Here is a 26940-nt window from a genome sequence, read left to right as displayed (position 1 = left end):
GAGTATGCCTGCGGGACGAAAAAAAGTTCTCATCCGAAGATTTAGCCGCGACAGCATAGCCGGTTACCTGCCGGCCGCAGGCTTTGTCCAGGACGATGCACTGGAGCTTCTGGATCTTTCCGGAAGGGTGACGCCTGTTCCCCTCTCCGAGATAAAGATGGTGCTTTACGTCCGCGACTTCAATCTTACGGAAAAGGATCCGGAGCGGACGCTGCGGAAGACCTTTCTCTCCAAGCCGCGGACGGAGGGCCTTTTTATCCGACTGAAGCTCCGCGATGAAGATGTGCTGGAAGGTCTTGCACCGTTGGACATCAGCCTGATGGATTCGGCGCTGGAGGATAAGGGTATCCAGTTCACACCTCCTGACGTCCGTTCCAATGTGCAGCGGATCTTCGTTCCCCGCCGGGCCATTGAGAGCATGGACCTCCTGGCGGTAATCACTACACCGTCCAAGAAGAAACCTGCCGCCTCGACCCCCGACAAATCTCTCCAGGAACAGCTTTTCGCCACCGAGCTGCCGCCGAATTCAAGACCCAATTAAAGCTAGGAATCTTGTCCAAAATGAAAGGGGCGGCACGCGGCCGCCCTTCATTCTTTACGACTGGAAGCTAGTCGGCAGCAACTTCGTTCTCGACCTTAGCCTGCACCTTCGAGTTGAAACGGGAGTAGGTGAAGTAGACCACCAGGCCAATGATGAGCCAACCGATCAGGCGGGCCCAGTTCTGCCAGCCGAGCTTGTACATCATGTAGCCGTTGAACACCACACCGAGAACCGGCACAACCGGGATCGGCCATACCAGCGGAGCGCGGAAGGGGCGCTCGCGGCTTGGATCGGTCTTGCGCAGCACCACAACCGCGATGCAGACGATTACGAAGGCCAGCAGCGTACCGATGTTCACCATCTTGCCGATATCGTCGATCGGTGTAATGGAACCGACGATGGCGGCCAGCAAGCCGGCCAGGATGGTTCCCTTCCATGGTGTGCGGAACCGCGGGTGAATCGCACCGAAGAACTTCGGCGGTAACAGACCATCCTTGGCCATGGCATACAGGACTCGGGACTGACCGAGCAACATCACCAGCATGACCGAGGTGAGACCAGCCAGAGCTCCGACTGTGATGATATCCGCCGCCCATCCCAGGTTATGGGAGAGGAAGGCGCGGGCCACTGGAGCTTCGATGTTGATGTCCTTCCAATAGACCATGCCGGTGAGAACACCTGCCACACCGATGTAGAGCACGGTGCAGATCAGCAGGGAGAGGATGATGCCGATCGGCAGATCACGTTGCGGATTCTTGGCCTCCTGGGCGGTAGTCGAAACCGCGTCAAAACCGATATAGCTGAAGAAGACCAGACCCGCCGCCAAACCGATACCACCACTACCAAAGGGTGCGAAGGTCGACCAGTCATGACCCCAGTTCGCCTTGTCGACGTACTTGATACCAAGCAGGATGACGAACAGAACCACGGCTACCTTCATCACGACGATACCGGAGTTGAATTTAGCCGACTCCGAGATACCGATCACCAGAATTGTCGTGATGACCAGAGCGATGATGAAGGCCGGAAGGTTGAATCCTATCTCCATGCCGAAGAGATGCGGGGCTCCAAGCAGTGCATGCGCCTGCGCGGTTAGATCAGCCGGAGCGGCAGCCTTCAATGCATCCAGAGCGGCAGAAAACGTCTGCGTTCCTGGGATCAGCTCGGGATGCTGTACAGCCAGCATCTTGCGGGCAATGACATCGGTCGCAGTACGCAGGCCCGTCCAATGGTCATAGGAGAGCCACAGCGGAAACTTCAGTCCGAAGATCGATAGAAACTCGATGAAGTGATTCGACCAGCCAGAGGAAACGGTACTGGCGCCCATAGCGTACTCGAGCGTCAGATCCCAGCCGATGATCCAGGCGAAGATCTCACCCAGCGTGGCATACGCGTAAGTATAGGCAGAACCCGCCAGCGGAATCATGGCGGCGAACTCGGCGTAGCAGAGACCGGCGAAGACGCATCCTAGGCCAGAAAGTACATAGGCCAGCGTAAGAGCCGGCCCTGCGGAGTGTGCGCCTATCCCGGCGAGAACAAAGATGCCGGCGCCAATAACCGCGCCAATGCCGAGCGCAGTCAGTTGAAACGGTCCGAGCGCTCGGACGAGTGTGTCGGAGCCTTCCTCATGTGCCTCTTCGAGGAGAGTATCCATTGATTTCGTGGCGAGTAGTTTGGCCATGTAGCGGCGACAGCTCCTTAGTGCCTCAGTATTGCTGGGATGTGAAGAGAATACCCGAAGGTGGGCGGGTTGCGGGGAAAACTCTCCGGCCCCCGCCTTCGGGGTTAAATCCTTTTACATGCACTGCTAAACGTACAACGACACGAGCTTTCTGCCAATCTCCTGAAAGACCAAATTGCTCTGCTCCGTCTCCAGCTTGCTGCCGGTGTAATACACGGTGATCAGAATCGGTTGACGGTTGGGTGGATACAGGATCGCGATATCGTTGGTCGTGTTGTAGTCGCCCCCTCCTGTTTTGTCGCCTTCCTTCCAGTTACCTGGCAAACCGGCCCTGATCTTCTTCAGACCGGTCTGCGTCGCCAACATCCAATCATTCAACTGTTTACGTGAGGCAGCGCTGAGCACATTGCCGAGAGTCAGCTTCTGCAGTGTCGTCAGCATCGCCGATGGGGTGGTGGTGTCGCGCGGGTCGCCTGGGATTGCGGAGTTCAGGCTTGGCTCATTCCGGTCAAGCCTTGTGGTCTTATCGCCGATGCTCCGCAGCCACTTTGTAAACCCGGCTGGTCCGCCCACGGTCACCAGCAATAGATTCGCCGCCGTATTATCCGAAAGCGTAATCGCTGCTTCACATAGCGCTCCGACGGTCATTCCGGTCGCGACGTGCTCCTTCGCGGCCGGCGCGTGCGAAAGCACCTCTGCCTGGGTATAAGTCACCAGGCGATCGAGCTTCTCTTGCCCTCGGTCCACGCGTGTAAGTACCTGAGCCGCCAGCGCCAGTTTGAAAGTACTGCACATCGGAAAGGCTTCACCGACACGATAAGCGGCCCGGGCTCCGGTCTGCGTATCGAGAACAGACACGCCCAGGCGTCCGCCTTTCTCTTTCTCCAGTTGCATGAGAAAGGGCTCCAGCGATTTGAGTTCGGGCGTAGATGAAGCAGCAAACAATCTGTTCCTGGAGGCAAGAACAGCGGCAGTGGATGCAAGAAAGGCGCGGCGTGTCGGCATGATGCGTTCAGGGTAGATGGAGACCTTCCTGTGGACGGTGCCGCAGGAATTCAATCAGTAACGCCCACGCCGTCCAGGCTCTCAGACTTCTCACTGCGGCTCTTCCAAACCAGGTACACCGGTACCCCCAGCAACACCAGGATCAATCCCGGCCAGGTGTACTGAGGCTTATACCGCAACAGGACGTAGCTTACCCACGCTGCCATCACGATATAGATTGCCGGCAGCACCGGATATCCGATCGCCTTGTAGGGACGAGGCGCATCGGGTTGTTTCTGCCGCAGGATGAAGATGCCTGCGATGGTCAGGATGTAGAAAACCAGCGCAGCAAAGATCACATAATCCAGCAACTGCCCGTACGATCCGGAGAGACACAACAGGCACGTCCACAGGCACTGCACCCAGAGCGAGACTGTTGGCGTGTTCGTCTTGTGCGACAGCTTACCGACCGACTTGAAGAAAAGGCCGTCCTGGCTCATGGCATAGTACACACGCGCCCCGGCGAGCAGCATGCCGTTCGCGCAGCCAAAGGTCGAGATCAGGATGGCGAGCGCCATGATGCGCGAGCCGTATCCCGAGAATGCTTGCTCCATGACTGCCGTCGCTACACGGTCCTGGCTCGCATACTGAATGCCGCGGGCAACGATCGTGGTTCCCTGCGGATCGCCGTGCAGCGGAAGCACCGCCAGATAGATGAAGTTGCAGAGGATATACAGCAGCAGTACGGTACCAGTGCCCAGCACCAGCGAAAGCGGCAGGTTGCGCTTGGGGTTGCGGACCTCACCTGCGGTGAAGGTGACGTTATTCCACGCATCGGCGGAAAAGAGCGAACCAACCTGTACCACCGCCAGCACCGTAAAGAGACCGATCAATACGGTCGGACCGCCCGCTCCCTGCTGTACCGGATGCAGATCGCTCCATCCGGCGCCCTTCCAGAAATTGCCATTGGAGAAGTTGGCGGCGATCGCTGTGGCATTGCGGGCCAGCAGGCCAAGAAGAACCACCATGGCGAGAGCAAAGATCTTCGCCGAGGTAAAGATGTTCTGCACCAGGGCTCCCAGCCGCACGCCCATCGAGTTGAGCGCGGTGAGTAGAACGATGATGATGATCGCTGCCAGATTAGCCGTGGACAAACCGATATCCATATTGCCCAGCACCATGGGACCCACTGGAATCGGAGGAACGTGCGCGAGATGGATCAGCCAGTGATCTGCGGCGACCGATGGGAAAAAGACTCCAAGAAACTTGCCGAAAGCGACTCCCACCGCGGCAATCGTGCCTGTCTGGATCACCAGGAAGAGCGTCCATCCATACAGGAAACCCCAGAGTGGACCGATCGCTTCGCGGAGATAGATATACTGTCCGCCGGCCTTCGGCATCATGGCAGCAAGCTCGCCATAGCTGAGTGCGCCGATGATGGTCATCACCGCGGTCACCAGCCATGCGCCGATCAACAGCGCGGGCGAACTGGTACCGCGAGCGATATCCGCTGCAACGATGAAGATACCGGAGCCAATCATGGATCCCATGACGATGGCAGTGGCAGAGAACAGGCCGAGGCCCTGAACAAATTTAGGCTGCGAGGTTTCTTGCGTGGACACGTTGGCACTGTTGTACCAGTTGAGGTGGAAGGTTGCCAGTTCGGAATATCGCTTCCTGCAAAATACGAAAAAATTCGTTGACGCGGGGAACTTCCCTACCCCCACCGCGTAGCCTTGTCTAACCGAAACCGGTTTCAGTCCTCACAAGGAGAGTCGCATGAAGGGTTTGGCAGTGATGGTGTGCTTGTTCGGATGCGTTGCGTCAGGAATCGCGCAGGAACAGAGTCTGACGGGCAATTGGATGGCAACGGTAGATTTCTATGGCTCGCCTCTTTACTGGAAGATGGAGCTCAAGCAGGACGGGGAGAGGATCACCGGAGACTTCTCCGGCGATAAAGTCGAGGGGACCTATGCCGGCGGTAAACTCCAGTTCCTGGCGAAGGATACGCACGGCGGCTCAGAAGAGCTGACTGCCTCTGTTGTGAATGGCCAGATCAGCGGCACCGTGATCTGGATCGACAGCTCCGACAAGGAGCATCCAGCGACGCGCACCTTCCTTGCGGAGCGGGTACCAGTCCGCCCCGAGGGTCCTGCGAAGACACATGAATTTGTCCCCACAGTCTTCCATCGCCAGTTCTCTGCCCTGAACAAGCCTGTGCTCACCATCAATCCAGGCGACACCATCCATACGACCACGGTCGATGCCGGCGGAGCTGATGCCACTGGCGTCAGGCGCTCGCTTGGAGGCAATCCCGAGACCGGCCCGTTCTACATAAGTAGCGCTATGCCGGGCGATACCCTGGTTATCCATATCAAGTCACTCAAATTGAACCGGGATTACGCCATCAGTACGGACGGCATTGTTCCCAGGGCGCAGAGCCAGGGCATGGCGGTGACGATGAAGGACACGGGCAAAGGGACAAAGTGGAAGCTCGACCTGACTAAAGGCATTGCGACCCCGGAAAACCCAGGGGAACACATGAAGAACTACACCGTCCCGGTCCGCCCCATGCTTGGGTGTATCGCCGTTGCAGTACGCCCCTCCAATGCCGCCCCTGGGACAGGAGACGACGGAAGTTATGGCGGAAATATGGATTTCAACGAGATCACTGAAGGCGCCACAGTCTACCTGCCGGTCATGGTTCCGGGAGCTCTGCTCTACTTCGGTGACGGCCACGCGGTTCAGGGCGATGGAGAAACCACGGGAGATGCTCTTGAGACCTCCATGGACGTCACCGTGACAGTTGATGTCATCCCGGGCAAGCGTCCCATGGAGCCCCGGATCGAAAATGCGACGCACATTATGGCGATGGGCGAAAACGGATCGCTCGACGATGCCATCAAGGAAGCCACCGAGAATATGGCGAGCTGGCTCAAAGACGAGTACCACCTCACGCCGAGTGAGATCGGTATGGTCTTCGGCACCGCGGCCGAATATCGCATCAGCGAAGTAGCCGACCGGAATGCGGGCGTTGTGCTCAAGATCAGCAAGGAAAGGCTGAAAGGTCTGTCGAAATAAGAGCTTGGCCATCACTGCGCCGGAGACAGGCGGCAGGGGGAGTTTCCCTCAACCGCCCGCTCCGGCGACAATAGAAGACTGGCCATGAACGAGCAGATCGTCATCCGCGGAGCGCGCACCCACAACCTGAAAAACATCGATGTCGACATCCCCCACAACGCCCTGACGGTGGTCTCCGGCGTTTCCGGCTCGGGAAAGTCGTCGCTTGCCTTCGATACGGTCTACGCCGAGGGACAGCGCCGCTATGTCGAATCGCTCTCGGCGTACGCCCGCCAGTTTCTGGAGCGTATCGAGAAGCCCGATGTCGACCACATGGAGGGGCTTGCTCCGGCAATCGCCATCAAGCAGAAGAACACTACCCGGAATCCGCGTTCCACGGTTGCGACCGCCACGGAAATCTATGACTATATGCGGCTTCTGTATGCCCGCTGCGGTACGGTAACCTGCCTGCACTGCGGCGGCATTGTTCGCCGCGATACGGTCGACGAGATCGCTGCCGCAGTCCTCGGCCTGGGTGATGGTACCCGTCTGTACGCACTCTTCCCGATCCAGCGCCGCGATGTCCTGCTCGAACCGATGCAGGAGTTTGCCCCTGCTTCGGAGGAAGAGGCAGCTCCTCCCAAGCCTGCAAAAAAAGCAGCGAAGAAGAGCGCGAAATCGGCAAAACCTGTCGAAACACCCGCTCTGGTGGATCCAACCGACGCCCAGAAAGAGCGCCTCTCCGAGCTCCGCAAGCGCGGCTACAACCGGCTTTTTCAGAACGGCAACATCGTGGAGTTCTCTACCCCCGAGTCGTTGCTGGAGCTCGACTTCACCAAGCCGATCTATGTACTGGTCGACCGGCTCTCAGTCTCCGCAGATGTTCGTGCCCGTATCGTCGATGCCATCGAGACCGGTTATCGCGAATCCAACGAGATCTACTTCCAGACAGCTCCGCGTGACGGCTCCTCCCCGCAGACATTGCACTTCTCCGCCGCCTTCGAATGCGTGAACTGCCACCGTGCTTATCGTGAGCCAGAGCCGCGCCTCTTCAGTTTCAATAACCCCTTCGGCGCGTGCCCTCGTTGCCAGGGTTTCGGCAACACCATCGATTTCGATCCCGGCCTCATCATTCCCGATCCGTCGAAGACCCTGGCCGGCGGCGCCATCGATCCGTGGGAGCGTCCAAAGTACCGCGCCTTCCACGGCGAGCTAAAGCGCTTCGCCAGGGCCAATGACATCCCCATCGACGCTCCCTGGTACGACCTGACTCCAGCGCAGCAGGAGATGGTGCGGCAGGGCGGGAATGGCTTCCCTGGCATCCGCGGATTCTTCGACCAGCTTGAGAAGAAGAAATACAAGCTCCACGTACGTGTCTTCCTTGCAAAGTACCGGGGTTATGCTCCCTGCCCGGTCTGCCATGGTCAGCGGCTCCGCGCCGAGGCACGGGCTGTTCTATTGAACGGAAAGAACATCTGCGAGGCTTCGTCGCTCACCATCACCGCCGCCCGCGAGTTCTTTGACAGCCTGAGTCTCACTCCGGCACAGACCGAAATCGCCGGAAAGATCCTGGAGGAGGTTCGTCAGCGTATCGGCTTCCTGGAACAGGTTGGCCTCGATTACCTCACTCTCGACCGGCTCTCCTCTACGCTGTCCGGGGGCGAAGCCCAGCGCATTCAGCTTGCTACCTCACTAGGGTCGCGTCTGGTTGGCGCTCTGTATGTTCTCGATGAACCGTCGATTGGACTGCATACGCGGGATACCGCCAAGCTTATCCACATCCTGGAAGAACTGCGTGATCTGGGCAACACCATCCTCGTTGTTGAGCATGATCCCGATGTCATCCGCTCCGCCGACCGTCTCATCGACATGGGCCCAGGCGCGGGAGAACTCGGCGGTAAATTGCTGGCCTCCGGGACGGTTGCGGAAGTCGCAAAGCATCCGGACTCCACCACGGGACGGTACCTCTCCGGACGCGCTCACATTCCCGTCCCCGCGACCCGCCGTGAACCCGGCCGCACGAAGCTGAAGCTTACAGGCGCACGCATTCATAACCTTCGCGGCGTGGATGTTGAGATTCCGCTGAACCTGCTCTGCGTCGTCACCGGAGTCAGCGGATCGGGCAAGTCGACCCTGATCCATCAGGTTCTGTACCGGGCTCTCATGCAGCAGATGGGGCAAACCGAAGGCGGAGATCCCACCGGACTTTACCGTGAACTCACCGGGGCGCAGAACCTGAGCGAAGTCGTGCTCGTCGACCAGTCGCCCATCGGCCGTACACCGCGCTCCAATCCCGTTACTTACATCAAGGCATTCGATGCCATCCGCGATCTGTTCGCCGCGCAACCCGACTCCAAGCGCAAGGGCTACACCGCCGGAAGCTTCAGCTTCAATGTCCCCGGCGGACGGTGCGATGTCTGCGAAGGTGACGGCACGGTCACTGTCGAGATGCAGTTCCTTGCCGACGTTGAGCTGCCCTGCGACGAGTGCCATGGAACCCGCTATAAAGCCGGCATCCTCGAGATCAAGTACAAGGGCAAGAACATCCATGACGTGCTGAACATGACTGTCCGCGATGCCCTGAGCTACTTTGCCGGCCATCCGAAGATTATCGATCGGCTCGCAGTACTGGATGAGGTCGGCCTCGGCTACGTTCGTCTCGGCCAGTCGGCCACTACCCTGAGCGGTGGCGAGGCACAGCGTGTGAAGCTGGCCGCCCACCTGGCAACCGCCCGTGCCGCCATTGCGGCGCAACGCGGAGAGAGCGCGAACAAGAAAGCATCGTCCCGCACTCTCTACATCCTCGATGAGCCAACGACCGGCCTGCACTTCGACGATGTGGCAAAGCTGCTTGCTGCCTTCCGCAAGCTGATCGAAGGCGGCGGCTCTCTGCTGGTGATCGAGCACAACCTCGACGTGATCAAGAGCGCCGACTGGGTCATCGATCTCGGCCCCGAGGGCGGCTCCCGCGGCGGACAGATCGTCGCCATCGGAACTCCGGAAGAGATTGCCGCCAACCCCGACAGCCTTACCGGGAAGTGGCTTGCGCCGGTGCTCGACGTCAAACATTAAGAGGAACATCCATGGCATCGAAGATCTTTCCGGCGTCCCTGCGCCTTTTCACCTTCGGCGGAGCGCTTCTGGCCGCCACCACCGGCCCATGGATGCTCCCTGTCGCCGGCCAGCAATTGCCTGCCGGGACCCGCTCCGTCGCCGACGAAGACCAGGATCGAGCCGAACAGTACAAGAAGGCCCAGACCGCTCTTGACCAGCAGAACTATGCCGAGGCTGAACGCCTGCTGACGGGTCTCGTCAAAGCCGATCCGAAGAACGCCGGGATGCTTTACCAACTCGCCTTCTCTCAGGAAGCACAGGACAAGGACGATGCGGCGGAGGTCACCTATAAAGCCGCGATCTCCGCCGATCCAAAGCAGTTCGAATCCACCCTGGCACTTGGCCTTCTACAGGCCCGGAGGGGGCATTTGGATAGCGCAAGAGAGACGCTGCAGAAGGCAGTCGTTTTGCAGCCGGGAGATGCTGCACAAGCAAATGCTTTGAAAGCGCGGGCTTTCCGTGCTCTCGCCCAGATCGACCAGACCAAAGACCCGGCCGCTGCGCGCGACTGGCTGGTAGCAGCGCTCAAGCTTACGCCCGAAACACCCGAAGATACTCTCATGGTCGCCGAGCTTGCCGATGCCGCCGGAGACACTGCTGACGCTCTGGCTCAGTACAAAAAGCTGATGGCAAAAGGCCCCACCAGCCCCGAAGTTGCCGTGAGTTACGCCCGTTACCTGCTGCGGCACGGCCAGGCAGCGGAGGCGACTCCGCTACTTGAGCAGTTGTTGGCAGCGCATCCTGACGATGCCAATCTGAAGCGGCTGCTTGCGCACCTCTATACCCAGGCAAACGATCCGGCGAAGGCCGAACCGATGCTGCGTGCTGCTCTTGCCGCAACGCCGGACGACCCGTCTTTGCTGGACGATCTCGGTTCTGCCCTGGTGCTGGAAAAGAAGTTCGACGAAGCGCAGCAGGTGTTCGCCAAAGCCGTAGCATTACCTTTGGATCGCTGGGAACGCCCACAGGATCTGGGTGAGACACTCGGTCATCTCGCTTTTGCAGCGTCAGAGAATCATCAGCCTAGAATTGTGTTGCAGGCGCTGACACAGAGAGCTACACTCCTTCCAAATTCGCCGTCAACTCTATTTTTGGAGGCAACGGCGAACGATAGCCTGCATCAGACGGAACGAGCTGTTCTGCTGTATCACCAGTTCTTATCAGCCGCTGCAGGTAAGTATCCGGACCAAGAGTGGCAGGCTCGCCACCGACTTGCCGCTCTCGAACACAGGTGAGCACTTCCGAAAGGGGTGCGGTATGCCGTTCGCAGTACGCAGTGCATGTAACGCTTTACTTCGCCCTGGTTTCCGCCACGCCGCTCTTTCCTTTTTCGCGGTGGGCGTCCTACTGCTGCCTCCAGCAGTGCAGGCAGCAGGCGCCGCAGACGTAGACCTGGCAGTTATTCAACAACTCGAAAACAAAGCCTTACTCGCAGCTCCACGAGAACAGTGCTTCCTTTACACGGAGCTGGTAGGCCGTATGACGGAGCTGGCCAGCCGTCAATTGGCAATGGGTGACACCGACAAAGCCGCGAACACGATCAAGAAGATCTCCGAGTACGCCGAGCGCATCCACATGGGCGTAGCCGACGATTCCAAGAAACTGAAGAAGGCAGAGATCCTGCTCCGCGAGACCGACCACCGGTTGAACGACATCATGCATGCCTCCTCCGGTGATGACCGTGGCATGGTTCAAGCCACCCTGAAACGGCTGCAGACTGTTCACACGGAACTGTTGGCCGTTATCTTCCGACACTAAAAACAGCCATACCCGCGTGTCCTATGCCCCATGGCGGACATAGGACACGCGAATATCTAGTGTGCCGCTTCCGTCAGCTTCGTCAGTGAATCAAGGAAGGTGAGGCGCACCATAGCGGTGGCCTTTCTGGCTTCCTCAATTGTGCTCTTCCGTGACTGCCAGGCAGTATCGCTGGAAACGGCTGTTCCCTTCTCAAGCGACTCCGCAGCCTTCTCTCCGAGAGCTGTCAAAACACTCAACTGATCGAGTTTCGGCAGCACATCCTGCATATGGGAAGAGACCTGCATCTGCTGCTTCGCATGTGGAATCGCCCGCGCTATCTCCGCATACCAGGAGCGGAGCTTGCCGCAGGCGTCCGTGTCCTTCTGCAGGCAGCGGTCGACCATCACGTTACTCCAGTGACGCGACGGCGGATCAGGCCGCACGGCATCGACGAAGCGGTCGAATGGAGTCAGTTGGTCAGTGTGCTGGGCCTGGTAACGCTCGCCGAAGCTGACTGGTTCCAGGACGGATGCCACCGTGCGGAGATCTCCAATCTGTTCCGTATGCGCCATTGCGCGTAAGCGGGCATCTCCACTTTGTAGGTGGTTGAGTCCCAGCGATTCCAGCTCCAGGGAAACGGCCTCCAGCCGGTCATACATGCTGTTGACGTCGGTAACGCTCTGTGGCGACCACAGGCGCTCCGCAATAGCGGCAGCACGCGGCCAGATACGGGAGTCGATGTCGACCTCGTTCACGTGTTCGCCCCACATGGGTGTTTCGCCGCCAAGAATGCGCTTCTGCTCTTCGGCGGTAAGCGTCGTGTTCTGAGGGATGGGATCGGCGAGGTAGTGATCGGCCGCCGTCTTCATACCGTCAAGGTAGTAGGGCGCAGAAAGAATCCCCTCATAGCCCATCTGTGCGCCTTTTGCCAGCGAGGCGACACCGCGCCAGGACTGCACCACGATGTCCTTCGGAAGCTCCGGTGTCAGGATTTCGTCCCATCCCATCATCCGTTTGTGCAGCGATGTCAAAATCGCCAGCACCCGCGCATTGAAGTACGCCTGCAATGCCTCGTTGTCTTTGAGATGATGCGCCTCTTTGAACTTGAGAATACGCGGATTGTTCTTCCAGTCAGGCGCCGGAGTTTCATCGCCACCAATGTGAACATATGCATCGGGAAACAGAGCGGTTACTTCGGTGAGGAACTTCCGCAGGAAGACGTAGGTCTCCTCGCGCGTGGGGTCGATGGCGACGTCGCTCACGCCGAACTCACGGCGGATGTCATCGGGCACTGTGCCGCTGGCCAGCTCCGGATAGGCATAAAGCCAGGCAGCGGAATGACCCGGCATCTCAATCTCGGGCACGACCCGGATGCCGCGGGCCCGGGCGTAAGCGACAATCTCCTTGGCATCCTCCTGGGAGTAATACAGGCCATCCGATCCTTTACCGGTGAGCTTGGGAAACAGCTTGCTCTCCAGGCGGAACCCCTGGTCCTCAGTCAGATGCCAATGAAAGACATTCATCTTCACTGCAGCCATGGCATCGATGTTGCGCTTCAACACAGGTAGGGGCTCAAAGTGACGTCCGCAGTCGATCATCAGACCGCGCCATGCGAACCTTGGTGAATCATGGACCGTAACCGCCGGAATCACATAGCCCTGCGGTGTCGGCTGTACGAGTTGGATCAACGTTTCCAGCCCATGCATCGCCCCCACGTCGGTATTAGCCTCAATGACGACTTGTTCGCCGGTTACCGTCAGCGAATAGCTTTCGTCCTCGCTGAGGCTCTGCACCTCCTGGCCGGGCGAGGCGACACTAACCTCCATCGGCGTCGTTCCAAAGACACCTCTTCCCTCGTGACGAAGGTCAGCCGCGACCTCGATCCGGCGAACAGCACGTGCAATCGCGGCTTCCAGGCGGGCATCATGAGAGCGCGGAGTTGTGATTTTGAACGTGGACTGCAGCGCCAGCGCGCCTGAGCCTTTCGTCAGCTCGACCGGCAGGGGCACCAAACCGGTCTCGGGCACGGTCTGGGCCTTGACGGTTACAGGAACAATGAGGGCGAGGGCGGCAAAGAGAACCGGACGAAGACGATCGATGTTCATGAGTTGTAGGTCCCGCGTACCGGGAACAGACAGTATAGGTTTCCGAAGCGACGGAGATCACGGCTATATGACCTAGGACGCCCAGCCCTTCTTCGCAAATTGCTGACAAATTCTCCGGTTTACCCCTACAATCCCGTCATGCTTCGCCGCCTGATCTGCCTTCTGCTGCTCGGCTCCGCCTTTTGCGCTTTCGCGCAGAAACGCGATGAGACTGCTCTTTCCGATGCCGAAGTGGAGGAGATCCGCGAAGCCGCCATCGATCCCGCCGCGCGCATCAGCATCTTCCAGAAAGCTCTGGAAGCCCGGATCAATCGGATTGAGGAGATTCTGAAGAAGCCGAAAGCACCGGGAGCTTCCGAGGATATCCACGACTACATGGAGCAGTTCCGGGCGATTGCCGACGAGCTCGACGACAACCTGGACGACTACCAGCCCAAGCACCCCGATCTGCGCAAGATTCTTCCGAAGTTGCTGGCGGCAACCGAACGTTGGATGACGGTTCTGAAGACGCCGCAGGACAACGCTGCTTATACGCTCGCCCGCAAGCTGGCCATCGAAGCCGCGCAGGATCTCCACGATTCCGCCAAGGAGATGATTGACGACCAGACCGAGTGGTGGAAGACCCACAAGCCACCCCAGAAGAAAGGCGAAGCACCTGAACCCATCGTGGTGCCCAGGTAGCAGATTTCAACGCAGGTTGAGCTAGAGCATTTTCCCTGTAGGTGTAGTGTAGGTTTCCGCATCTATGGGCGTTTTCCGCAATGAAAACGCCGCTGCATGCCCCTTCCGGGATACCCAGCAACAGGAAAAATGCTTTAACTTGGATGTAGTGTCTCCCGAGCTGCGCCAACTGTTTCACGAGGAATACCGCGAGCTGAGGCCGCGTGCCCCAATGCCGGAGTTTCATGTCCGGTTCCGGCGGTTTACTTCGCTGAATACGACGATCCGTCTGCGTGAGGGTAAGCTCTATGTCTCGCTGTCCGATCTTCTGGAGGCTGCTCCCGAGAGCGTGCTCCGGGCGATTGCCCACATCCTGATCGCAAAGCTGTACCGTAAGCCGATCCTTCGTCTGCACGCCGACCGCTACCGCCGCTATACACAGTCGGAACCGGTCTCAAAGATGGCCGAGCACATCCGCCAGACGCGCGGCCGGAAACGTATCCTCACCGCCAAAGGGCGGCATTACGATCTCGACGAGGTCTTCGAGACGCTGAACCGCAGGTTCTTCCACGGCCTGATGGGACGCCCAGTACTGACCTGGAGCGGACATAATGCACGCCGTCTTCTGGGACACTACGACGCCGCTCACAACACCATCATGATCAGCCGTGTCTTCGACCGGCCGGACACGCCTCGGTACGCAATCGAGTACCTGCTCTATCACGAGATGCTCCACTTGAAGCATCCCGTCCGTGTAAAGTCAGGCCGCCGCTGCGTGCACTCACGCGAGTTTCAGGCAGAAGAACGCCTGTTCCCTGAGTTGGAAGAGGCAAAAGCCTACCTTAAAAAGCTCTAGTTGCCAGTTAACCGTTTCCAGTTGACGAGGTATTGCATGGGTACAAGAAACACCTTCAACACACCCATGCGAGGCAACCCATCGCTATATCGCTAGTGCAACTAGCAACTGGCTAGCCAGCGACTTCGGCGGTCTCCGCAACCCACTTCTTCGAACGCGCCTTCGACCAGAGAATCAGCACAATACCGGCTACGATCGAACCAAGAGCAGCGACCTGAGCGTTGCTCATGCCCCAGTGCACCCGAGGGTTGATGCGGATGAGTTCGACGAACCAGCGCGCGATACCCGTCAGCACCAGGTATTCGCCCGTGAGCTGGCCGATCGGCAGATTCTTCTTGGCTCGATGCCAGAGCCAGATACCGAAGACCAGTGAGTAACCGAGTTCATAGACCGGCGTGGGATGGACCTTTAGCTCGGGAGGATTCGGCACCGGCGGATCGAGCGCGTCATTGCGGATGTGCACTCCCCAGGGCAACGTGGTGCTCTTGCCGTAGTCGCCGTCTCCGGAGAGCAGGCATCCGAGACGGCCAACACCATAGCCGATGGCAGCGGCGGGAGCGGCAAGATCCAGCATGCGCAGACCGCCCACCCTGCCCCCGTTCTGGAACTTCGCCTGACGTCCCTGCCACAGCAGCATGGCGATGCCTGCGCAGAGACCGCCGAACCACGCGAAACCTGCCTGGAACCACTTCAGCAGATAGAGGAGGATCTCGCCCGGATGATGCCAGCCTGGCAGCATGATGCGGCGCATGGAGTCGGCCAGCTCCGCGGGGTCCTGCAGCTCGTGATACGCCTTGGCGCCCAGCACACCGGCGATCGTGACGAACGCGACGACATTCAGGGCGTCGGCATCGATGGAAAAGCGCTGGAAGTTCTTGTGGAGGATGATCGTCGCGGCGACGGCGCCCAGCCAGAGAAGGATTCCGAAGGTGCCCAGCGTCAACGGGCCAAGATGCAGGTACGGATACATGTTTCCTTCAAGTATACGGTTCCACAGGCTTGATTCCCCGCCCCGAGGCTCGATAAGCTCGGATTCATCTATGTCCACACCCAGCATCGTAGAGCCCGCATTCATTCCTCCTGACAAGATGGAAGTCCTGATCTCGGAACAGCAGATCAAAGACCGTATCACCGAAGTCGGCAAACAAATCTCAGAGGAGTATGCAGGTAAGTCGATTGTTCTGATCGGCGTGCTCAAGGGCGCGGCTATGTTCCTCGCCGATCTGGCCCGCTCGATCACGGTCGATAACACCTTCGACTTCGTCGCCGTATCGAGCTACGGACGCGCCCGTGTCTCCTCCGGCGCCGTCAAGCTGATCAAAGATATCGACAACCCCATCGAGGGCAAACACGTCATCATCGTCGAAGACATTCTCGACACTGGCCTTACGCTGAGCTACCTGCATAAGCTGATGCTGCAGCACAAGCCGGCAAGTCTGAAAATCGCCACCTGCATTGACAAGCCGGCCCGCCGTGTTGCACAGATCGAGGCCGACTACGTCTGCTTCAAAATTCCGAATCACTTCATCATTGGCTACGGTATGGACTTCGCCGAACGCTATCGCGGTGTCCCAGATATTCGTCTTTATCCGGAAGACGCTGGTCACTAAACCCAAGTCTGGGTGTCCCATGTCCCTAAGGGACATGGGACATTCGAGCGAAGCTCGAACCGTTTTCACTGCCTTGTGTACGGCTATTCAAGGATGGGCAGGAAAGCAGATTTCTCCGCTGCGCTACGAAATGACAAACAAAAGCGATTTAGTGGCCCATCGGCACAAAGGTCGAATTGGTCGTGTGCTTCGGCCGCTTGCGGTCCGCCTTCAACTCGATGAAACCCAGCACCAGTACCACACCGGCGATCGCAGCAGCCAGATATCCAAGCTGCCCGTAGCCGAGGCCCATCGTCAGAGCGACACCGCCCACGCTAGCCCCCAAAGCATTGCCGAGATTGTAGGCTCCCTGGTTCATGGTCGCCGCCAGGTTTGGAGCGCCCCTGGCCTGATCCACAACGCGCGACTGCAGCGGGCTTCCCATGGCGAAGTGCACAAGACCCCACACAGGCACCATCGCAATTGAGGTTAGCGGATAACGCTGCGCCACTGGCATCACCAATAGCAAGCAGATCAACACGGCGCAGCATCCGAGGAAGCTCGGCAACTGCTTCCAGTCGCTAAGCTTCGCCCCGATTAGATTTCCGATCGTAATCCCGACACCGAAGAGGACGAGAACAATTGCAACGGCATGCGGCGATAATCCCGTGACGTCTCGCAGGATCGGCGCAATGTAAGTAAAGACGGCAAACAGTGAGGTCGAAGAGATAGTGCTGAGAACCAGTACCATCAGCACTTGCGGCTTCAGCAAAGTCCGCACCTCATCCTTCACATGCACACGGTCCGGCATCTGTGATGGCACCAGACTCCATAGACCGGCGCCTGCCACAAGCCCGATTGGGATGAGCGCCCAGAAGGTCGAACGCCAGCCGAAGGTCTGCCCCAGGGCGGTTCCTGCCGGCACACCCAGCACATTGGCTAAAGTCAGGCCGCTGAACATCAGTGCGATAGCCTGCGCGCGTTCGCTGCGGTGCACCATCGTCGACGCCACCACGCTGCCGATACCGAAGAAAGTTCCGTGGCAGAGAGCAGTAATGATGCGCGCGATCAGCAGAAGCTGGAAGTTGGGCGCCAGCGCACAGCCGACATTGCCGAGCAGGAATAACGCCATCAGCCACATCAGCGCCAGCTTGCGATCCATGCGCGCCATCAGTACCGCCAGGATCGGCGAACCGATGGTCACACTGAGCGCATATCCGGAGACCAGGATGCCGGCGCGTGGAATCGAGACATGGAAATCCGTCGCCAGTTCCGGCAGCAGACCCATGATGACGTACTCAGTCGTCCCGATTCCGAAGGCCGAGACCGCCAGGGCCAGCAGCGACTTGCGTATTGCCATAGCTAAAGCAATTCTCCTAATACTGTAGCTCTGGATAAATCTGCGAATACCGTTTTCTTCACAGGAAAACGGCGCAAACAGCCAAGACTTCACCCCAGCGAACTCGTTCGCTGGAGACCCGATACTCCGCTCCGCACCTTTAGGAGAATTGCTCTAAGCTGCGCGGTGCTCCGTAGCACTGCGGTCACCGCGCAAACCGAAGACCACGATGTACACGTAGCAGGCAGCCGCCACCATCAGCGCATGTTGGATCCCGATCTTATCGGCCACAAAGCCGGAAAGCAGCGGAATCACCGCTCCGCCGACAATGGCGCAGACCATCAGACTCGACCCTTTGCTCGTCAACTCGCCCAGATTTGCGATACCGAGGGTGAAGATACTTGGGAACATGATGGAGTTGAACAAGCCCACCGCAAGAATCGACCACATTGCTGTATGGCCCGAACTGAACATGCTGAGCAGTACCAATAGGCACGCAGCCGTAGCAGCCATCGCCAGCAGCGATGATGTCTTCATTTTCTGCAGTACAGCCGAACCGACAAACCGTCCGATCATCGCGCCTAACCAGTAGATCGATACATACTTCGCCGCCACTGCTTCGGTGAAGCCGCTGATCTCGGGCAGGTGCATGTAGTTCACCAAAAAGCTTCCGATCGTCACCTCGGCGCCGACATAGACGAAGATGGCCACGGCTCCCAGCAGAAGCTGCGGATGTCCAAGAAGCGCCCCCCAAGAGGAGCCGCGCTCATCAGGACGGAAGTCCTGCGTCAGCCCACCCATCGGCGGCAGCTTGATGACTGCCAGCGCCACCGCCAGAACGATCAACAAACCGGCAATACCGAGATACGGCAGACGGACTGTCGAGGCCTGCTGCGCGCGGAACTGCTGCAGCGCTGCCTGAGTAAGGCTGCCCAGCTTCGGAGCTTCGACCGCAGCGCCAAGAATCAAGGCGCTGCCCACATAAGGGGCCACCGTCGTTCCCAACGAATTGAAGGCCTGTGCCAGATTCAACCGGCTGCTGGCCGTACGCTGCGGACCAAGGTTCGCCACGTACGGATTCGCTGCGACCTGCAAGGCAGTAATGCCGGCGGCAAGCACAACCAGAGCAGCGAGAAAGAGTGGGAAGGCCGCCAGAGTGGCCGCGGGGAGAAACAGCAGCGCGCCTACGGCCATCGTCAGCAGGCCGGCGATCATGGTGCGCTTGTATCCGATGAAGTCCACCAGCTTGCCCGATGGAATCGCGAAGATGAAGTAGGAGGAGAAGAACGCAAACTGCACCAGCATGGCCTGCGCATAGCTGAGTTCGAAGACCATTTTCAGGTGAGGAATCAGAATGTCATTCAGGCATGTTAGAAACCCCCACATAAAGAACAGCACGGTGGCTGTCGAGAGGGCCTTCATGTTTGTCGTCTCTGGTCCACCCGAGATCGACTGCGTTGTTGTGAGCTCCATCCAAACCTCTTCGTATTAACAAACCAACAAGGGTGATTGTAAGCCAGCAAAAAATTATCGATTGGTCCATCCACTTCATCTCTGGCTGTATTTAGGTTGCCACTCCCGGGCATAGAATGCATTTGGGCCCCACATGGGCTGTACGCAGGAGCAATATGAGTATCTCAATCCCTGATCCGACTACGTTCGACGCCGCCGGCTTTGCCACGCAGGCACTCTCTTCTCCCTCAGCCCTGGCTGCGGTATTGGATCACACCCTGCTGAAGCCGGACGCCACGCGCTCCCAGGTACTGGCTATCTGCGAGGAAGCGGCCAAGTACAAGTTCGCCTGCGCCATGGTAAATCCATTCTGGACCGGGACTGCCGCAGCGGCATTGAAAGGCACAGGAGTTCCGGTCGGCGTCGTCATCGGCTTCCCTCTGGGCGCCTCTCTGACCGCCAGCAAGAAGGAAGAAGCCGGCCGCGTCCTCGCTCTGGGCGCGCATGACGTTGATATGGTGCTGAATATTGGTCTTCTGAAGTCCGGCGAGTTCGACGCCGTCAAACACGACATCCATATCGTCGCCGAGGTGGTTCACGCCAACGGTGGCATCCTGAAGGTCATTCTGGAGACGTGCCTCCTGAGCTTCGAAGACAAGATGCGCGCCAGCGAGCTTGCTATTGAAGCCGGCGCCGACTTCATCAAAACTTCGACCGGCTTCTCGACAGGTGGAGCGACAGTCGACGACATCCAGTTGATGCGAGGTGTGGCCGGAACTCGCTCTGGCGTCAAGGCGTCGGGCGGCATCCGTAGCCTGGCCGACGCCCAGGCAATGCTGTTTGCCGGAGCCACCAGAATCGGCGCATCCGCATCGGTACGCATCGTGAACGAGCTGACCAATCCTACCGATGCGATTGGCGTTCCTACGGGCGGATACTGAGAAGAGACATCCATATCCCGCCTTCATCGAGAGGGCGGGATATCATCTTTAAGGCAGGTAATAGAACGGGTTGGGCAGCTTTACGCTGGTCTCGGCCTGAGGCTCGCCGAACAGGTCGCTGTACTGATCTCCGATATTGAGGACCAGCCGATATCCAGCCCCTGCAATCTTTGACCGCTGCGCGGATTTGTAGGCAATCGTGGAAGGATACTTCCCCGGCTCCCGTAGATAGAGCTCCTTCCAGCCATGGAAGCCCGCCGTCTCCAGATTTCGAGCGGTGGCTTCGCGTTGTTCTTCTGGACGGCCAGTAATGAAGAAGACGTCGACACCCGCAGCCTGCGCCTTTGCCACCAGCCGCAGTGTTCCCGGGATCGGCAGCGAGGCCTCCGGAGAGATTACCCATTGGTTGAACATGCTTCCGATGTAGCCGAAGTCCTCGCGCTTCTCTTCGCAGTAGGCGGAAAGCGTCGTCTCATCGACATCCAACACGATCGCCAGCTTTTCGCCCTGCTTTCGCGATGCGGTGGCATGCTCCAGGACTGCGATTGCACGCTCGTACTGCGCATCGATATCGGCCCAGTAACAACCTGCTCCGGGAACACAATCGTAGTAGTCCGCGAGCTTGTAGCGTTCCTGAGCAAAGTTCGGCACCGGCTCCGCGGAGAGAAGATAGTGCGGATCATGTGCTGCCTGTTGCTGCGTCTCCATAAGCTGCTGCGCGGTGGGATGGGTCAATGGTCCACGCCCCGGGCATGTAGGAGGCTTCAGCGGATCAGATTGTGTAGGGCGCTGGGCCAGCAGCGAAGTAGCCAGAAGAAGAGGCAGAAAATTGCGGAAGCGCATGCCGGGATTCTAATTCTTGAAAGGCATCCATCCCCAACGTCCGCTTCATAAACTACAGCCACTTTGTTTGTCATTTCGCAGAGTTCGGGGTCCCTAGTCAGCTTCGCTGGCTGGGCTGAAACCATAGTGGAGAAATCTGCTTCTCTACATATCGTCTTAAGTCCGCACAAACGGTCGCGCACAGCGCGTTGCCCCACCTTCGTAGCTTCGCTACGAAGAATGGGGCGACGGGGACTGTAGCTTTCGAAGATGCCCGGCCTATTAATCAGGTCCTTCGCTAATCACCCCAGCGAACTTGTTCGCTGGGGACCCCGACGCTCAGGATGACACGACTAAACGCTGTGGCTCCTCAATTCTCTACTCGGTGTCGACGGAGTAGATATCGTTGATCACGTCCTTGTACTTGTCGTTGATCACTCGCCGCTTCAGCTTCATGCTCGGCGTCAGTTCGCCCGACTCCGGTGTCCATTCATCGACAACCACACGGTACTTCTTGATCTTCTCGAATGGCGCCAGAGTGCTGTTCACGTCAGCAATTACGGCTTTATACAGCGACTGGGCCGCCGGACTCTCCAGGGCGGCTTTGCGGTCGGACGGCAGCTCTGTTCCCTGCTGCTTGGCGGCAAGCGCCAGATTGGCGAAGTTGGGCGAGATCAACGCCGATACAAACTTCCGCTTATCGCCCAACAGCGCTACATTGCCCACCAGGTTCGAAGCCTTCAGCTTGCCCTCAACAAACGATGGAGCAATGAACTTGCCGGCAGAGAGTTTGATCAGCTCCTTCTTGCGGTCAGTAATAAAGATGAAACCGTCATCATCGCTATGACCGATATCCCCAGTCTTGAAGAAGCCGTCCTCAGTAAAGACCTCTTTGGTCGCTTCCGGCTTGTTCCAGTAACCCTGAAAGACCGATGGACCCTTCACTTCCAGTTCACCATCGTCAGCGAAACGCACCACAAGATTGGAAAGCGGCTTGCCAATAGAACCGACGCGATTGTAGATGGGGTGGTTCAGTCCAATGACCGGAGAGGTCTCGGTCAGACCGTAGCCCTCCAGAATCCGAATGTTCGCCGCTGCAAACCAGTAGGCGTTATCCAGGCCGAGAGGGGCGCCACCGGCGATATACAGGCGGACCCGTCCACCGAAGGCATCCTTGATCTTCGAGAAAACCAGCTTGTTGGCAAGCTTCCAGAGAGGGCTCGCGGGTATTTTTCCGGCCAGCACTGTCTCGCGGTGCTTCGTCCCCACGCCGATGGCCCAGGCAAAGATCTTCGCCTTGATGGGGGAGGCCAATGACTTCGTCTCTGCCGAGTGCCGGATTCGTTCAAAAACGCGCGGTACAGCCACCAGAATCGTCGGCTTCACTGTCTGCATCGCGGCCGGCAGGCGATCCAGACGCGATACATACGCCAGTACGCAGCCGTTGGCGTACATCTCGTAATCGAGGATGCGAGCCGTGATGTGTGACAACGGAAGGAAGCTGATGCACGAGTCGGAGGGATTGAAATCGATGAACTCGACTGTGTAGTTGATGTTCTGCGCGATGTTGTTGTGCGTCAGCATCACGCCTTTGGGCTCGCCCGTCGTACCTGAGGTGTAGACGATGGTGGCCAGGTCCTCAGGCTTCGCTTCGGCCAGCTTCGCCTCAAAAGCAGCATCGCGAGCCAGATCTTTCTCCGCATCTGCGATCAGGCTGCTGAAGCTCTCCGCGCCTGGAAACTCCCCGGCATCCATGACGATGACGCGCTCGATGCCAGGCGTCTTTTCGTGGATTGAAGCCAGCTTCTCATACTGTTCTTTTGTGGAAACGACCGCGATCCGGGCACCGGAATCGTTAAGCATATAGGTTGTCTGCTCGGCAGTCAGTGTCGGGAACAACGGAACGCCGACGGCCCCGATGGCAAGCACGGCAAAGTCTGTCACCGCCCACTCCCACCGGTTTTCGCTGATGAGAGCCACACGGTCGCCCTTCTTGATACCCCACGACTCCAGTGTTTTGGCAAAGGCGCGTACGCGGGTATAGAGCTGGGCAGAGGTAATGGGGCGCCACGAGTGATCGGCTGCCTGGGTGAGAACAACCGTGGTGTCGCCCTTGGAGGCGGCGCGGAGGAAGAGGTCGTTTAGGGTACGGAGGTCGAGGATCATCGCCGAAAGAATGATACCGAAGACAGGTTTCAGGAATTCATCATTCCGGCTGAATCCTCTCAATTTTCAGCAAAGACGGAATCCAGCCGGGCGCCTCTGACCCATATCTGGGTTCCTACTCCGCTCGCAGCATCTCCACCGAATCAATTCTCAGGACTTGGCTTAATTGGGGCAAATCGCGAATGCGACAGCAAAGATGATTTCGTCGCCAACAGAACTCCCAACGTTACGGGATCGATCGTCTTCATGCCATACAATCGCGACTCGACCAGTTGCGCTGCACTTATCCTAAGCCGAGTCGCCGCACGCTGTATGCATCAACTATCAGCTCTAAGAAACGCAAGCGAGGTAAGGCTATGCTCACCCCGCTTGCGTCTGACTGAATCAATTTGTACCGCAGCCAGGACTGCCGGGGAGATCAACTGTCTTCTTGGCCACGACCGCTCCTGGAGGAAGCCAGAATTCAATACCTCCTCCTGGCTGATCAAACGCGGGCGCAACCACGCCCATATAAGCCACAATTCCGCTGCGCACGCTGTCTGCATAGGCGAGACAAGAAGGCTCATTCGGCAGCGCGAGCTTTTGCCGGATGGCCGCGGCATCGAGCAGTTTTCCATTGTTTGAGACCATGGATAGGGTCGTCCACCAAGACCCATTCCGTGCTGTCACTGACTTTCCGGAGACGCGCACAAGTCCTGTTGCGCCGTGGAACGATTGATTGAATTTGTCCTCGGTCAGGAAGCTCACAACCTCTGTACCCGGAAGAAATGCGGGATAAAGAACACCGTCCATCTCCCCATTGAGCCGACGCGCCGAAACAAGCTCAATCCTGGTAACGCCACTGGTCAGCAACTGATCGTAGAGAGGACAGACCGGCGAACTGAAATCGGTTGTTCCCGGCGTTGTGATGGCTGGGTCCGAGAGGCACCCCGGAATTGCCGGCCATGCCCACCCCGTCTGGGCTGCCGCGGGCTGCGTTGCTGCGTTAACTTGAGCATGGGGCTGGCTTCCTGTCCAGCCGGCGAAAATGAGCGTGAAAACAGCAGTGAACAGAACTCGCATCCTGAATATCTCCTCAGCGTCAGAAGCTTTGTGACTGTTTGTTGTTAGCGAAGGGACGCACGTCCACATCAGATTTGAACTGCGAGGCGACTGTATCACGTCTCCGGAGACAGACAAAGAAATTCATCTGTATCCAAAGGTTCTCACTCGCTTCTAAGGGCGACCATTGGATCGACACCGGCTGCACGACGAGCTGGGATCAGCGACGCCAATAGCGCAGCCAAGGCGAGCAGGACAACTGCCGCCGTAATCATTATCGGGTCCCACGGCTTTACACCGAAGAGTTGGTCGGTCATCAGCTTCCCTGCTCCAATGGCCGCTGGTATGCCGAGCGCCAGGCCCACTGCGATCTGTATGAAGGCATTATGCAGCACCATGCGCACGACATCACTGCGGTTCGCGCCAAGCGCCATCCGCACACCGATCTCGCTCGTCCGCTGCTCCACCATATACGCCATCACGCCATACAGCCCCACGGCCGCCAACGTAAGACCGAGCACGCCGAAGAGTGTCGTGAGGGTCGCGATCATATTCTCCTGCTTGAAGTCAGCACTCACGACCTTCTTGTACGGATCAACGCCGTAGAGCACCAGGTCGGGATCGATACTGACCAGCGCCTTCCTTACCTGCTCCTCCATGCCGGAAGGAGCTCCCGGAGCCCAGATCACGATGTTGTAGAGATAGTGCGACCAGGTCTCACCGGCCGTGAACGCAGGATCGTCGTACTGCACCGTCTGCGTCTCCGGCACCCAGAACATCGGACGCACCGGATCCTTGTAGTCGTAGGTCATGTAGCGCATATCGCGCACAACACCCACAATCTCAAACGTTCCCGCATATTTGATCTTGTCGATGCCGAAGTGCTGGCCAAGGGGATTCTGATTCTTGAAGAATCGCCTGGCGAACGCTTCGTTGACCACGGCGACCTTACGTGTGGTCGAGGTATCTTCCTCGCCGATCGACCTCCCCAGAACCATCTGCGCCCCAATCGTCTCGAAGAATCCGGGCATGACCCGGGACCAGCCCGCCCCCGTGTCTTCTTTCGGCGCGGGTTCCGGCCTGCCCTGGATACGAATTCCGTCATTCCAGCTGTCGCCCGTCATTGGAGCGTAGAGAGCCGGGGCCGCCATACGTACGCCAGGAATCTGCATCAGACGGTAGTCGATCTTGCGGAACAGCGGCTCCAGTTGCTCGGGCTTGTAGTTGCCCAGCATCGGGTTGATCCACGCAATGTACCGGCCCTCTGTCTCAAACCCGAAATTCTGGTGCTCCAGGTTTCTCAGGCTCCGCCCCAGCAGAGCCGCCGTCGAGAGCAAGACCAGGGACATCGCCGCCTGACCGATGACCAGCGACTTCTGAGTCCAGGAATTTTTTCCACCAACGGAACGATTCGCTCCGCGCAGTGCGTCTACGGGGTTGGCGTGTGAGGTCATCCATGCAGGTGCGATCCCGAAGAGGATTCCAGTCAACACCGCGATGCCAAGCGTAAACAACAGAGCCGGGATGGACGGGGTCGCGCTGATCGGCACGAAGTTGTTGGAGTTTCCACGCTCCAGAGCCAGATACAAAATCAGCCTCGTGCCGGCGTAGGCCACAGCAACTCCGGAGATACCTCCAATCAAGGCCAGCGTGACTGCTTCGACCATTGCTCGGCGCACGAGGCGGCGCCGGGAGGCTCCCAGTGCGGTCCGGATAGAGGTCTGCGCTCGATCCTTGAGACCGCGGGCCAGCATCAGGTTTGCGATGTTGCCGCAGGCGACCAGCAAAACACACCCGGCTGCGATCAACAGCAGCCTCAACCCAGCCTTGTACTGGTCCCGCATGGCAGCGACTCCCGATCCACCCGGAATCAGGTGCAGCGTCTGTTGCTGCCAAAGCTGTTTTTCGCCTGGCTCCATATCGGGTACATGACTTGCCAGCCAGTCATGAAACTCCACGCGCAGCTTCGCTTCCAGCGTCGTCGAATCGACACCGGGGCGAACTCTCCCGATCAGATCGAGGAAGTTGCCGTTGGGCCGTTTCAACCTCGACGTAGCGCCGTCGATCATGATCTCAGTCGTCAGCGGAAGCCAGAAGTCCGGCATCCCGCCGCCGGCGAGCTTTGCGCCATAAAATCCGGGCGGCGCCACGCCAATCACCGTAAAGGAATGTCCATTGATCTGATAATTTGCGCCGACCACAGAAGGATCGGAACCGTACTTCTCCTGCCATACGTGATAGCTCATGACCGCGACAGGCGATGCCGATTCCTGATCGTCCGCATCCGTCATCAGGCGGCCGATCCATGGCTGCACACCGAGTGTTCGGAAGAAGTTCCCGGAGACATACTCTCCGTTGCGTGTATCTGCCTGTGCCTGTGAGCCGGCTCTGCGCACACCGAGCGCTGCATTCCCGGCCTGTAGCGCCGCCAGATCACTGAACTCCGGTGTATGCGCGCGAAAGTTCTTATATGCCTCCCAGGAGAAGAGAGAGAAATCCCCATCGCTGCCCTGCGTATAGCCGCCCCAATTGCAGCAGCGGATCTTATCGCCGATTCTCCAGAGCTCTTCCGGTTTCGCTACCGGCAGCGACTTCAACATCACCTGGTGCACCAGAGTGAAGATCGCGGTGGTCGCACCGATTCCAAGGGCCAGGGTCACCACCGCCGTAACCGCAAATGCCGGTGCCTTCTTTAACTGCCGAAACGCGTCCCGCAGGTCTGCCAGCATCATTCCCCTCCAAATAGCTTCGGAGCTACCAAAACTCTCTTTGCTGGGCTATACGGAAGGAATTGCGTTGCGGTTCCTTGAATAGATCATTTTCCCTGTTACTGGGTATCCCGGAAGGGG

General features: G+C 58.4%; 20 protein-coding genes. 9 read left to right on the top strand and 11 right to left on the bottom strand.

The genetic code is table 11. From position 1 onward, the window contains the following. Nucleotides 1-4: 4 nt before the first annotated feature. Nucleotides 5-541, top strand: coding sequence for a DUF6982 domain-containing protein (locus tag OHL21_RS16145; protein WP_263418309.1), 537 nt, complete (start codon nucleotides 5-7; stop codon nucleotides 539-541). A gap of 67 nt (nucleotides 542-608) precedes the next feature. Here OHL21_RS16145 and OHL21_RS16140 read toward each other — a convergent pair whose 3' ends face one another. The 3 genes from OHL21_RS16140 to OHL21_RS16130 form a co-directional block, all read right to left on the bottom strand. Then, entirely contained in the window at nucleotides 609-2222 is a 1614-nt protein-coding gene (locus OHL21_RS16140) for an amino acid permease (protein WP_263418308.1), read from the bottom strand. A gap of 126 nt (nucleotides 2223-2348) precedes the next feature. Beyond that, the gene (gene bla, locus OHL21_RS16135) at nucleotides 2349-3116 is read right to left on the bottom strand and encodes a class A beta-lactamase (RefSeq protein WP_263418307.1); all 768 of its coding nucleotides are present in this window, start codon (nucleotides 3114-3116) and stop codon (nucleotides 2349-2351) included. Between the two features lie 161 nt (nucleotides 3117-3277). Continuing rightward, nucleotides 3278-4828 (bottom strand): APC family permease, encoded by a 1551-nt coding sequence (locus OHL21_RS16130; RefSeq protein ID WP_263418306.1) that lies wholly within the window; start codon nucleotides 4826-4828, stop codon nucleotides 3278-3280. 157 nt (nucleotides 4829-4985) lie between these two features. Between OHL21_RS16130 and OHL21_RS16125 the strand changes: the two genes are divergently transcribed. The 4 genes from OHL21_RS16125 to OHL21_RS16110 all read left to right on the top strand — a co-directional run bounded on the left by OHL21_RS16125 (nucleotide 4986) and on the right by OHL21_RS16110 (nucleotide 11138). Then, nucleotides 4986-6287 (top strand): acetamidase/formamidase family protein, encoded by a 1302-nt coding sequence (locus OHL21_RS16125; protein WP_263418305.1) that lies wholly within the window; start codon nucleotides 4986-4988, stop codon nucleotides 6285-6287. Nucleotides 6288-6371: 84 nt separating this feature from the next. Next, the gene (gene uvrA / locus OHL21_RS16120; protein ID WP_263418304.1) at nucleotides 6372-9338 is read left to right on the top strand and encodes an excinuclease ABC subunit UvrA; all 2967 of its coding nucleotides are present in this window, start codon (nucleotides 6372-6374) and stop codon (nucleotides 9336-9338) included. Nucleotides 9339-9349: 11 nt separating this feature from the next. Further along, nucleotides 9350-10615, top strand: coding sequence for a tetratricopeptide repeat protein (locus OHL21_RS16115; protein ID WP_263418303.1), 1266 nt, complete (start codon nucleotides 9350-9352; stop codon nucleotides 10613-10615). Nucleotides 10616-10637: 22 nt separating this feature from the next. After that, nucleotides 10638-11138, top strand: coding sequence for a hypothetical protein (locus OHL21_RS16110; protein WP_263418302.1), 501 nt, complete (start codon nucleotides 10638-10640; stop codon nucleotides 11136-11138). Between the two features lie 56 nt (nucleotides 11139-11194). On the opposite strand, the gene OHL21_RS16105 is transcribed toward OHL21_RS16110, so the two are convergent. Beyond that, nucleotides 11195-13225, bottom strand: a complete 2031-nt coding sequence (locus OHL21_RS16105) for a beta-N-acetylhexosaminidase (protein ID WP_263418301.1) — start codon at nucleotides 13223-13225, stop codon at nucleotides 11195-11197. Nucleotides 13226-13363: 138 nt separating this feature from the next. Here OHL21_RS16105 and OHL21_RS16100 point away from each other — a divergent pair, with 138 nt between their 5' ends. Both OHL21_RS16100 and OHL21_RS16095 read left to right on the top strand, forming a co-directional pair. Further along, complete coding sequence (locus OHL21_RS16100) at nucleotides 13364-13906, top strand: hypothetical protein (protein ID WP_263418300.1); 543 nt, start codon at nucleotides 13364-13366, stop codon at nucleotides 13904-13906. 148 nt (nucleotides 13907-14054) lie between these two features. Further along, nucleotides 14055-14741, top strand: coding sequence for a M48 family metalloprotease (locus OHL21_RS16095; protein WP_263418354.1), 687 nt, complete (start codon nucleotides 14055-14057; stop codon nucleotides 14739-14741). 112 nt (nucleotides 14742-14853) lie between these two features. Here OHL21_RS16095 and OHL21_RS16090 read toward each other — a convergent pair whose 3' ends face one another. After that, entirely contained in the window at nucleotides 14854-15711 is an 858-nt protein-coding gene (locus OHL21_RS16090) for a prolipoprotein diacylglyceryl transferase (protein ID WP_263418299.1), read from the bottom strand. A gap of 70 nt (nucleotides 15712-15781) precedes the next feature. Here OHL21_RS16090 and hpt point away from each other — a divergent pair, with 70 nt between their 5' ends. After that, nucleotides 15782-16351 (top strand): hypoxanthine phosphoribosyltransferase, encoded by a 570-nt coding sequence (hpt, locus tag OHL21_RS16085; RefSeq protein ID WP_263418298.1) that lies wholly within the window; start codon nucleotides 15782-15784, stop codon nucleotides 16349-16351. Nucleotides 16352-16499: 148 nt separating this feature from the next. Here the strand turns inward: hpt and OHL21_RS16080 are convergent, their stop codons facing one another. Then, nucleotides 16500-17690, bottom strand: coding sequence for an MFS transporter (locus OHL21_RS16080; RefSeq protein ID WP_263418297.1), 1191 nt, complete (start codon nucleotides 17688-17690; stop codon nucleotides 16500-16502). Nucleotides 17691-17843: 153 nt separating this feature from the next. Then, nucleotides 17844-19142: a sugar MFS transporter gene (locus OHL21_RS16075; protein ID WP_263418296.1), complete on the bottom strand. Its 1299-nt coding sequence runs from the start codon at nucleotides 19140-19142 to the stop codon at nucleotides 17844-17846. Between the two features lie 155 nt (nucleotides 19143-19297). Between OHL21_RS16075 and deoC the strand changes: the two genes are divergently transcribed. Beyond that, the gene (gene deoC / locus OHL21_RS16070) at nucleotides 19298-20062 is read left to right on the top strand and encodes a deoxyribose-phosphate aldolase (RefSeq protein WP_263418295.1); all 765 of its coding nucleotides are present in this window, start codon (nucleotides 19298-19300) and stop codon (nucleotides 20060-20062) included. Between the two features lie 48 nt (nucleotides 20063-20110). Here the strand turns inward: deoC and OHL21_RS16065 are convergent, their stop codons facing one another. From OHL21_RS16065 to OHL21_RS16050, 4 genes are all read right to left on the bottom strand, one after another. Continuing rightward, the gene (locus OHL21_RS16065) at nucleotides 20111-20905 is read right to left on the bottom strand and encodes an HAD family acid phosphatase (RefSeq protein ID WP_263418294.1); all 795 of its coding nucleotides are present in this window, start codon (nucleotides 20903-20905) and stop codon (nucleotides 20111-20113) included. 357 nt (nucleotides 20906-21262) lie between these two features. Continuing rightward, complete coding sequence (locus OHL21_RS16060) at nucleotides 21263-23050, bottom strand: AMP-dependent synthetase/ligase (protein WP_263418293.1); 1788 nt, start codon at nucleotides 23048-23050, stop codon at nucleotides 21263-21265. Between the two features lie 384 nt (nucleotides 23051-23434). Next, nucleotides 23435-24112 carry a TNT domain-containing protein gene (locus OHL21_RS16055; RefSeq protein ID WP_263418292.1) on the bottom strand — a complete coding sequence of 226 codons (678 nt, stop codon included), beginning with the start codon at nucleotides 24110-24112 and terminating at the stop codon, nucleotides 23435-23437. A gap of 143 nt (nucleotides 24113-24255) precedes the next feature. Beyond that, nucleotides 24256-26823 carry an ABC transporter permease gene (locus OHL21_RS16050; protein WP_263418291.1) on the bottom strand — a complete coding sequence of 856 codons (2568 nt, stop codon included), beginning with the start codon at nucleotides 26821-26823 and terminating at the stop codon, nucleotides 24256-24258. Nucleotides 26824-26940 lie beyond the last annotated feature (117 nt).

The organism is Terriglobus albidus (genome assembly GCF_025685425.1).
GTDB classification, from domain to species: Bacteria; Acidobacteriota; Terriglobia; order Terriglobales; family Acidobacteriaceae; genus Terriglobus; species Terriglobus albidus.
Note: the sequence above shows the minus strand (reverse complement) of the source record. Positions and strands in the feature narration are given on the sequence as shown.

What these genes read in the sequence shown, in the direction of transcription:
- hpt (WP_263418298.1), top strand. Translation starts at nt 15,782, where the DNA reads ATGTCCACACCCAGCATCGTAGAGCCCGCATTCATTCCTCCTGACAAG.
- OHL21_RS16090 (WP_263418299.1), bottom strand. Translation starts at nt 15,711, where the DNA reads ATGTATCCGTACCTGCATCTTGGCCCGTTGACGCTGGGCACCTTCGGA.
- OHL21_RS16080 (WP_263418297.1), bottom strand. Translation starts at nt 17,690, where the DNA reads ATGGCAATACGCAAGTCGCTGCTGGCCCTGGCGGTCTCGGCCTTCGGA.
- deoC (WP_263418295.1), top strand. Translation starts at nt 19,298, where the DNA reads ATGAGTATCTCAATCCCTGATCCGACTACGTTCGACGCCGCCGGCTTT.
- OHL21_RS16075 (WP_263418296.1), bottom strand. Translation starts at nt 19,142, where the DNA reads ATGGAGCTCACAACAACGCAGTCGATCTCGGGTGGACCAGAGACGACA.
- bla (WP_263418307.1), bottom strand. Translation starts at nt 3,116, where the DNA reads ATGCAACTGGAGAAAGAGAAAGGCGGACGCCTGGGCGTGTCTGTTCTC.
- OHL21_RS16125 (WP_263418305.1), top strand. Translation starts at nt 4,986, where the DNA reads ATGAAGGGTTTGGCAGTGATGGTGTGCTTGTTCGGATGCGTTGCGTCA.
- OHL21_RS16105 (WP_263418301.1), bottom strand. Translation starts at nt 13,225, where the DNA reads ATGAACATCGATCGTCTTCGTCCGGTTCTCTTTGCCGCCCTCGCCCTC.
- OHL21_RS16140 (WP_263418308.1), bottom strand. Translation starts at nt 2,222, where the DNA reads ATGGCCAAACTACTCGCCACGAAATCAATGGATACTCTCCTCGAAGAG.
- OHL21_RS16060 (WP_263418293.1), bottom strand. Translation starts at nt 23,050, where the DNA reads ATGATCCTCGACCTCCGTACCCTAAACGACCTCTTCCTCCGCGCCGCC.
- uvrA (WP_263418304.1), top strand. Translation starts at nt 6,372, where the DNA reads ATGAACGAGCAGATCGTCATCCGCGGAGCGCGCACCCACAACCTGAAA.
- OHL21_RS16055 (WP_263418292.1), bottom strand. Translation starts at nt 24,112, where the DNA reads ATGCGAGTTCTGTTCACTGCTGTTTTCACGCTCATTTTCGCCGGCTGG.
- OHL21_RS16110 (WP_263418302.1), top strand. Translation starts at nt 10,638, where the DNA reads ATGCCGTTCGCAGTACGCAGTGCATGTAACGCTTTACTTCGCCCTGGT.
- OHL21_RS16050 (WP_263418291.1), bottom strand. Translation starts at nt 26,823, where the DNA reads ATGATGCTGGCAGACCTGCGGGACGCGTTTCGGCAGTTAAAGAAGGCA.
- OHL21_RS16115 (WP_263418303.1), top strand. Translation starts at nt 9,350, where the DNA reads ATGGCATCGAAGATCTTTCCGGCGTCCCTGCGCCTTTTCACCTTCGGC.
- OHL21_RS16145 (WP_263418309.1), top strand. Translation starts at nt 5, where the DNA reads ATGCCTGCGGGACGAAAAAAAGTTCTCATCCGAAGATTTAGCCGCGAC.
- OHL21_RS16100 (WP_263418300.1), top strand. Translation starts at nt 13,364, where the DNA reads ATGCTTCGCCGCCTGATCTGCCTTCTGCTGCTCGGCTCCGCCTTTTGC.
- OHL21_RS16065 (WP_263418294.1), bottom strand. Translation starts at nt 20,905, where the DNA reads ATGCGCTTCCGCAATTTTCTGCCTCTTCTTCTGGCTACTTCGCTGCTG.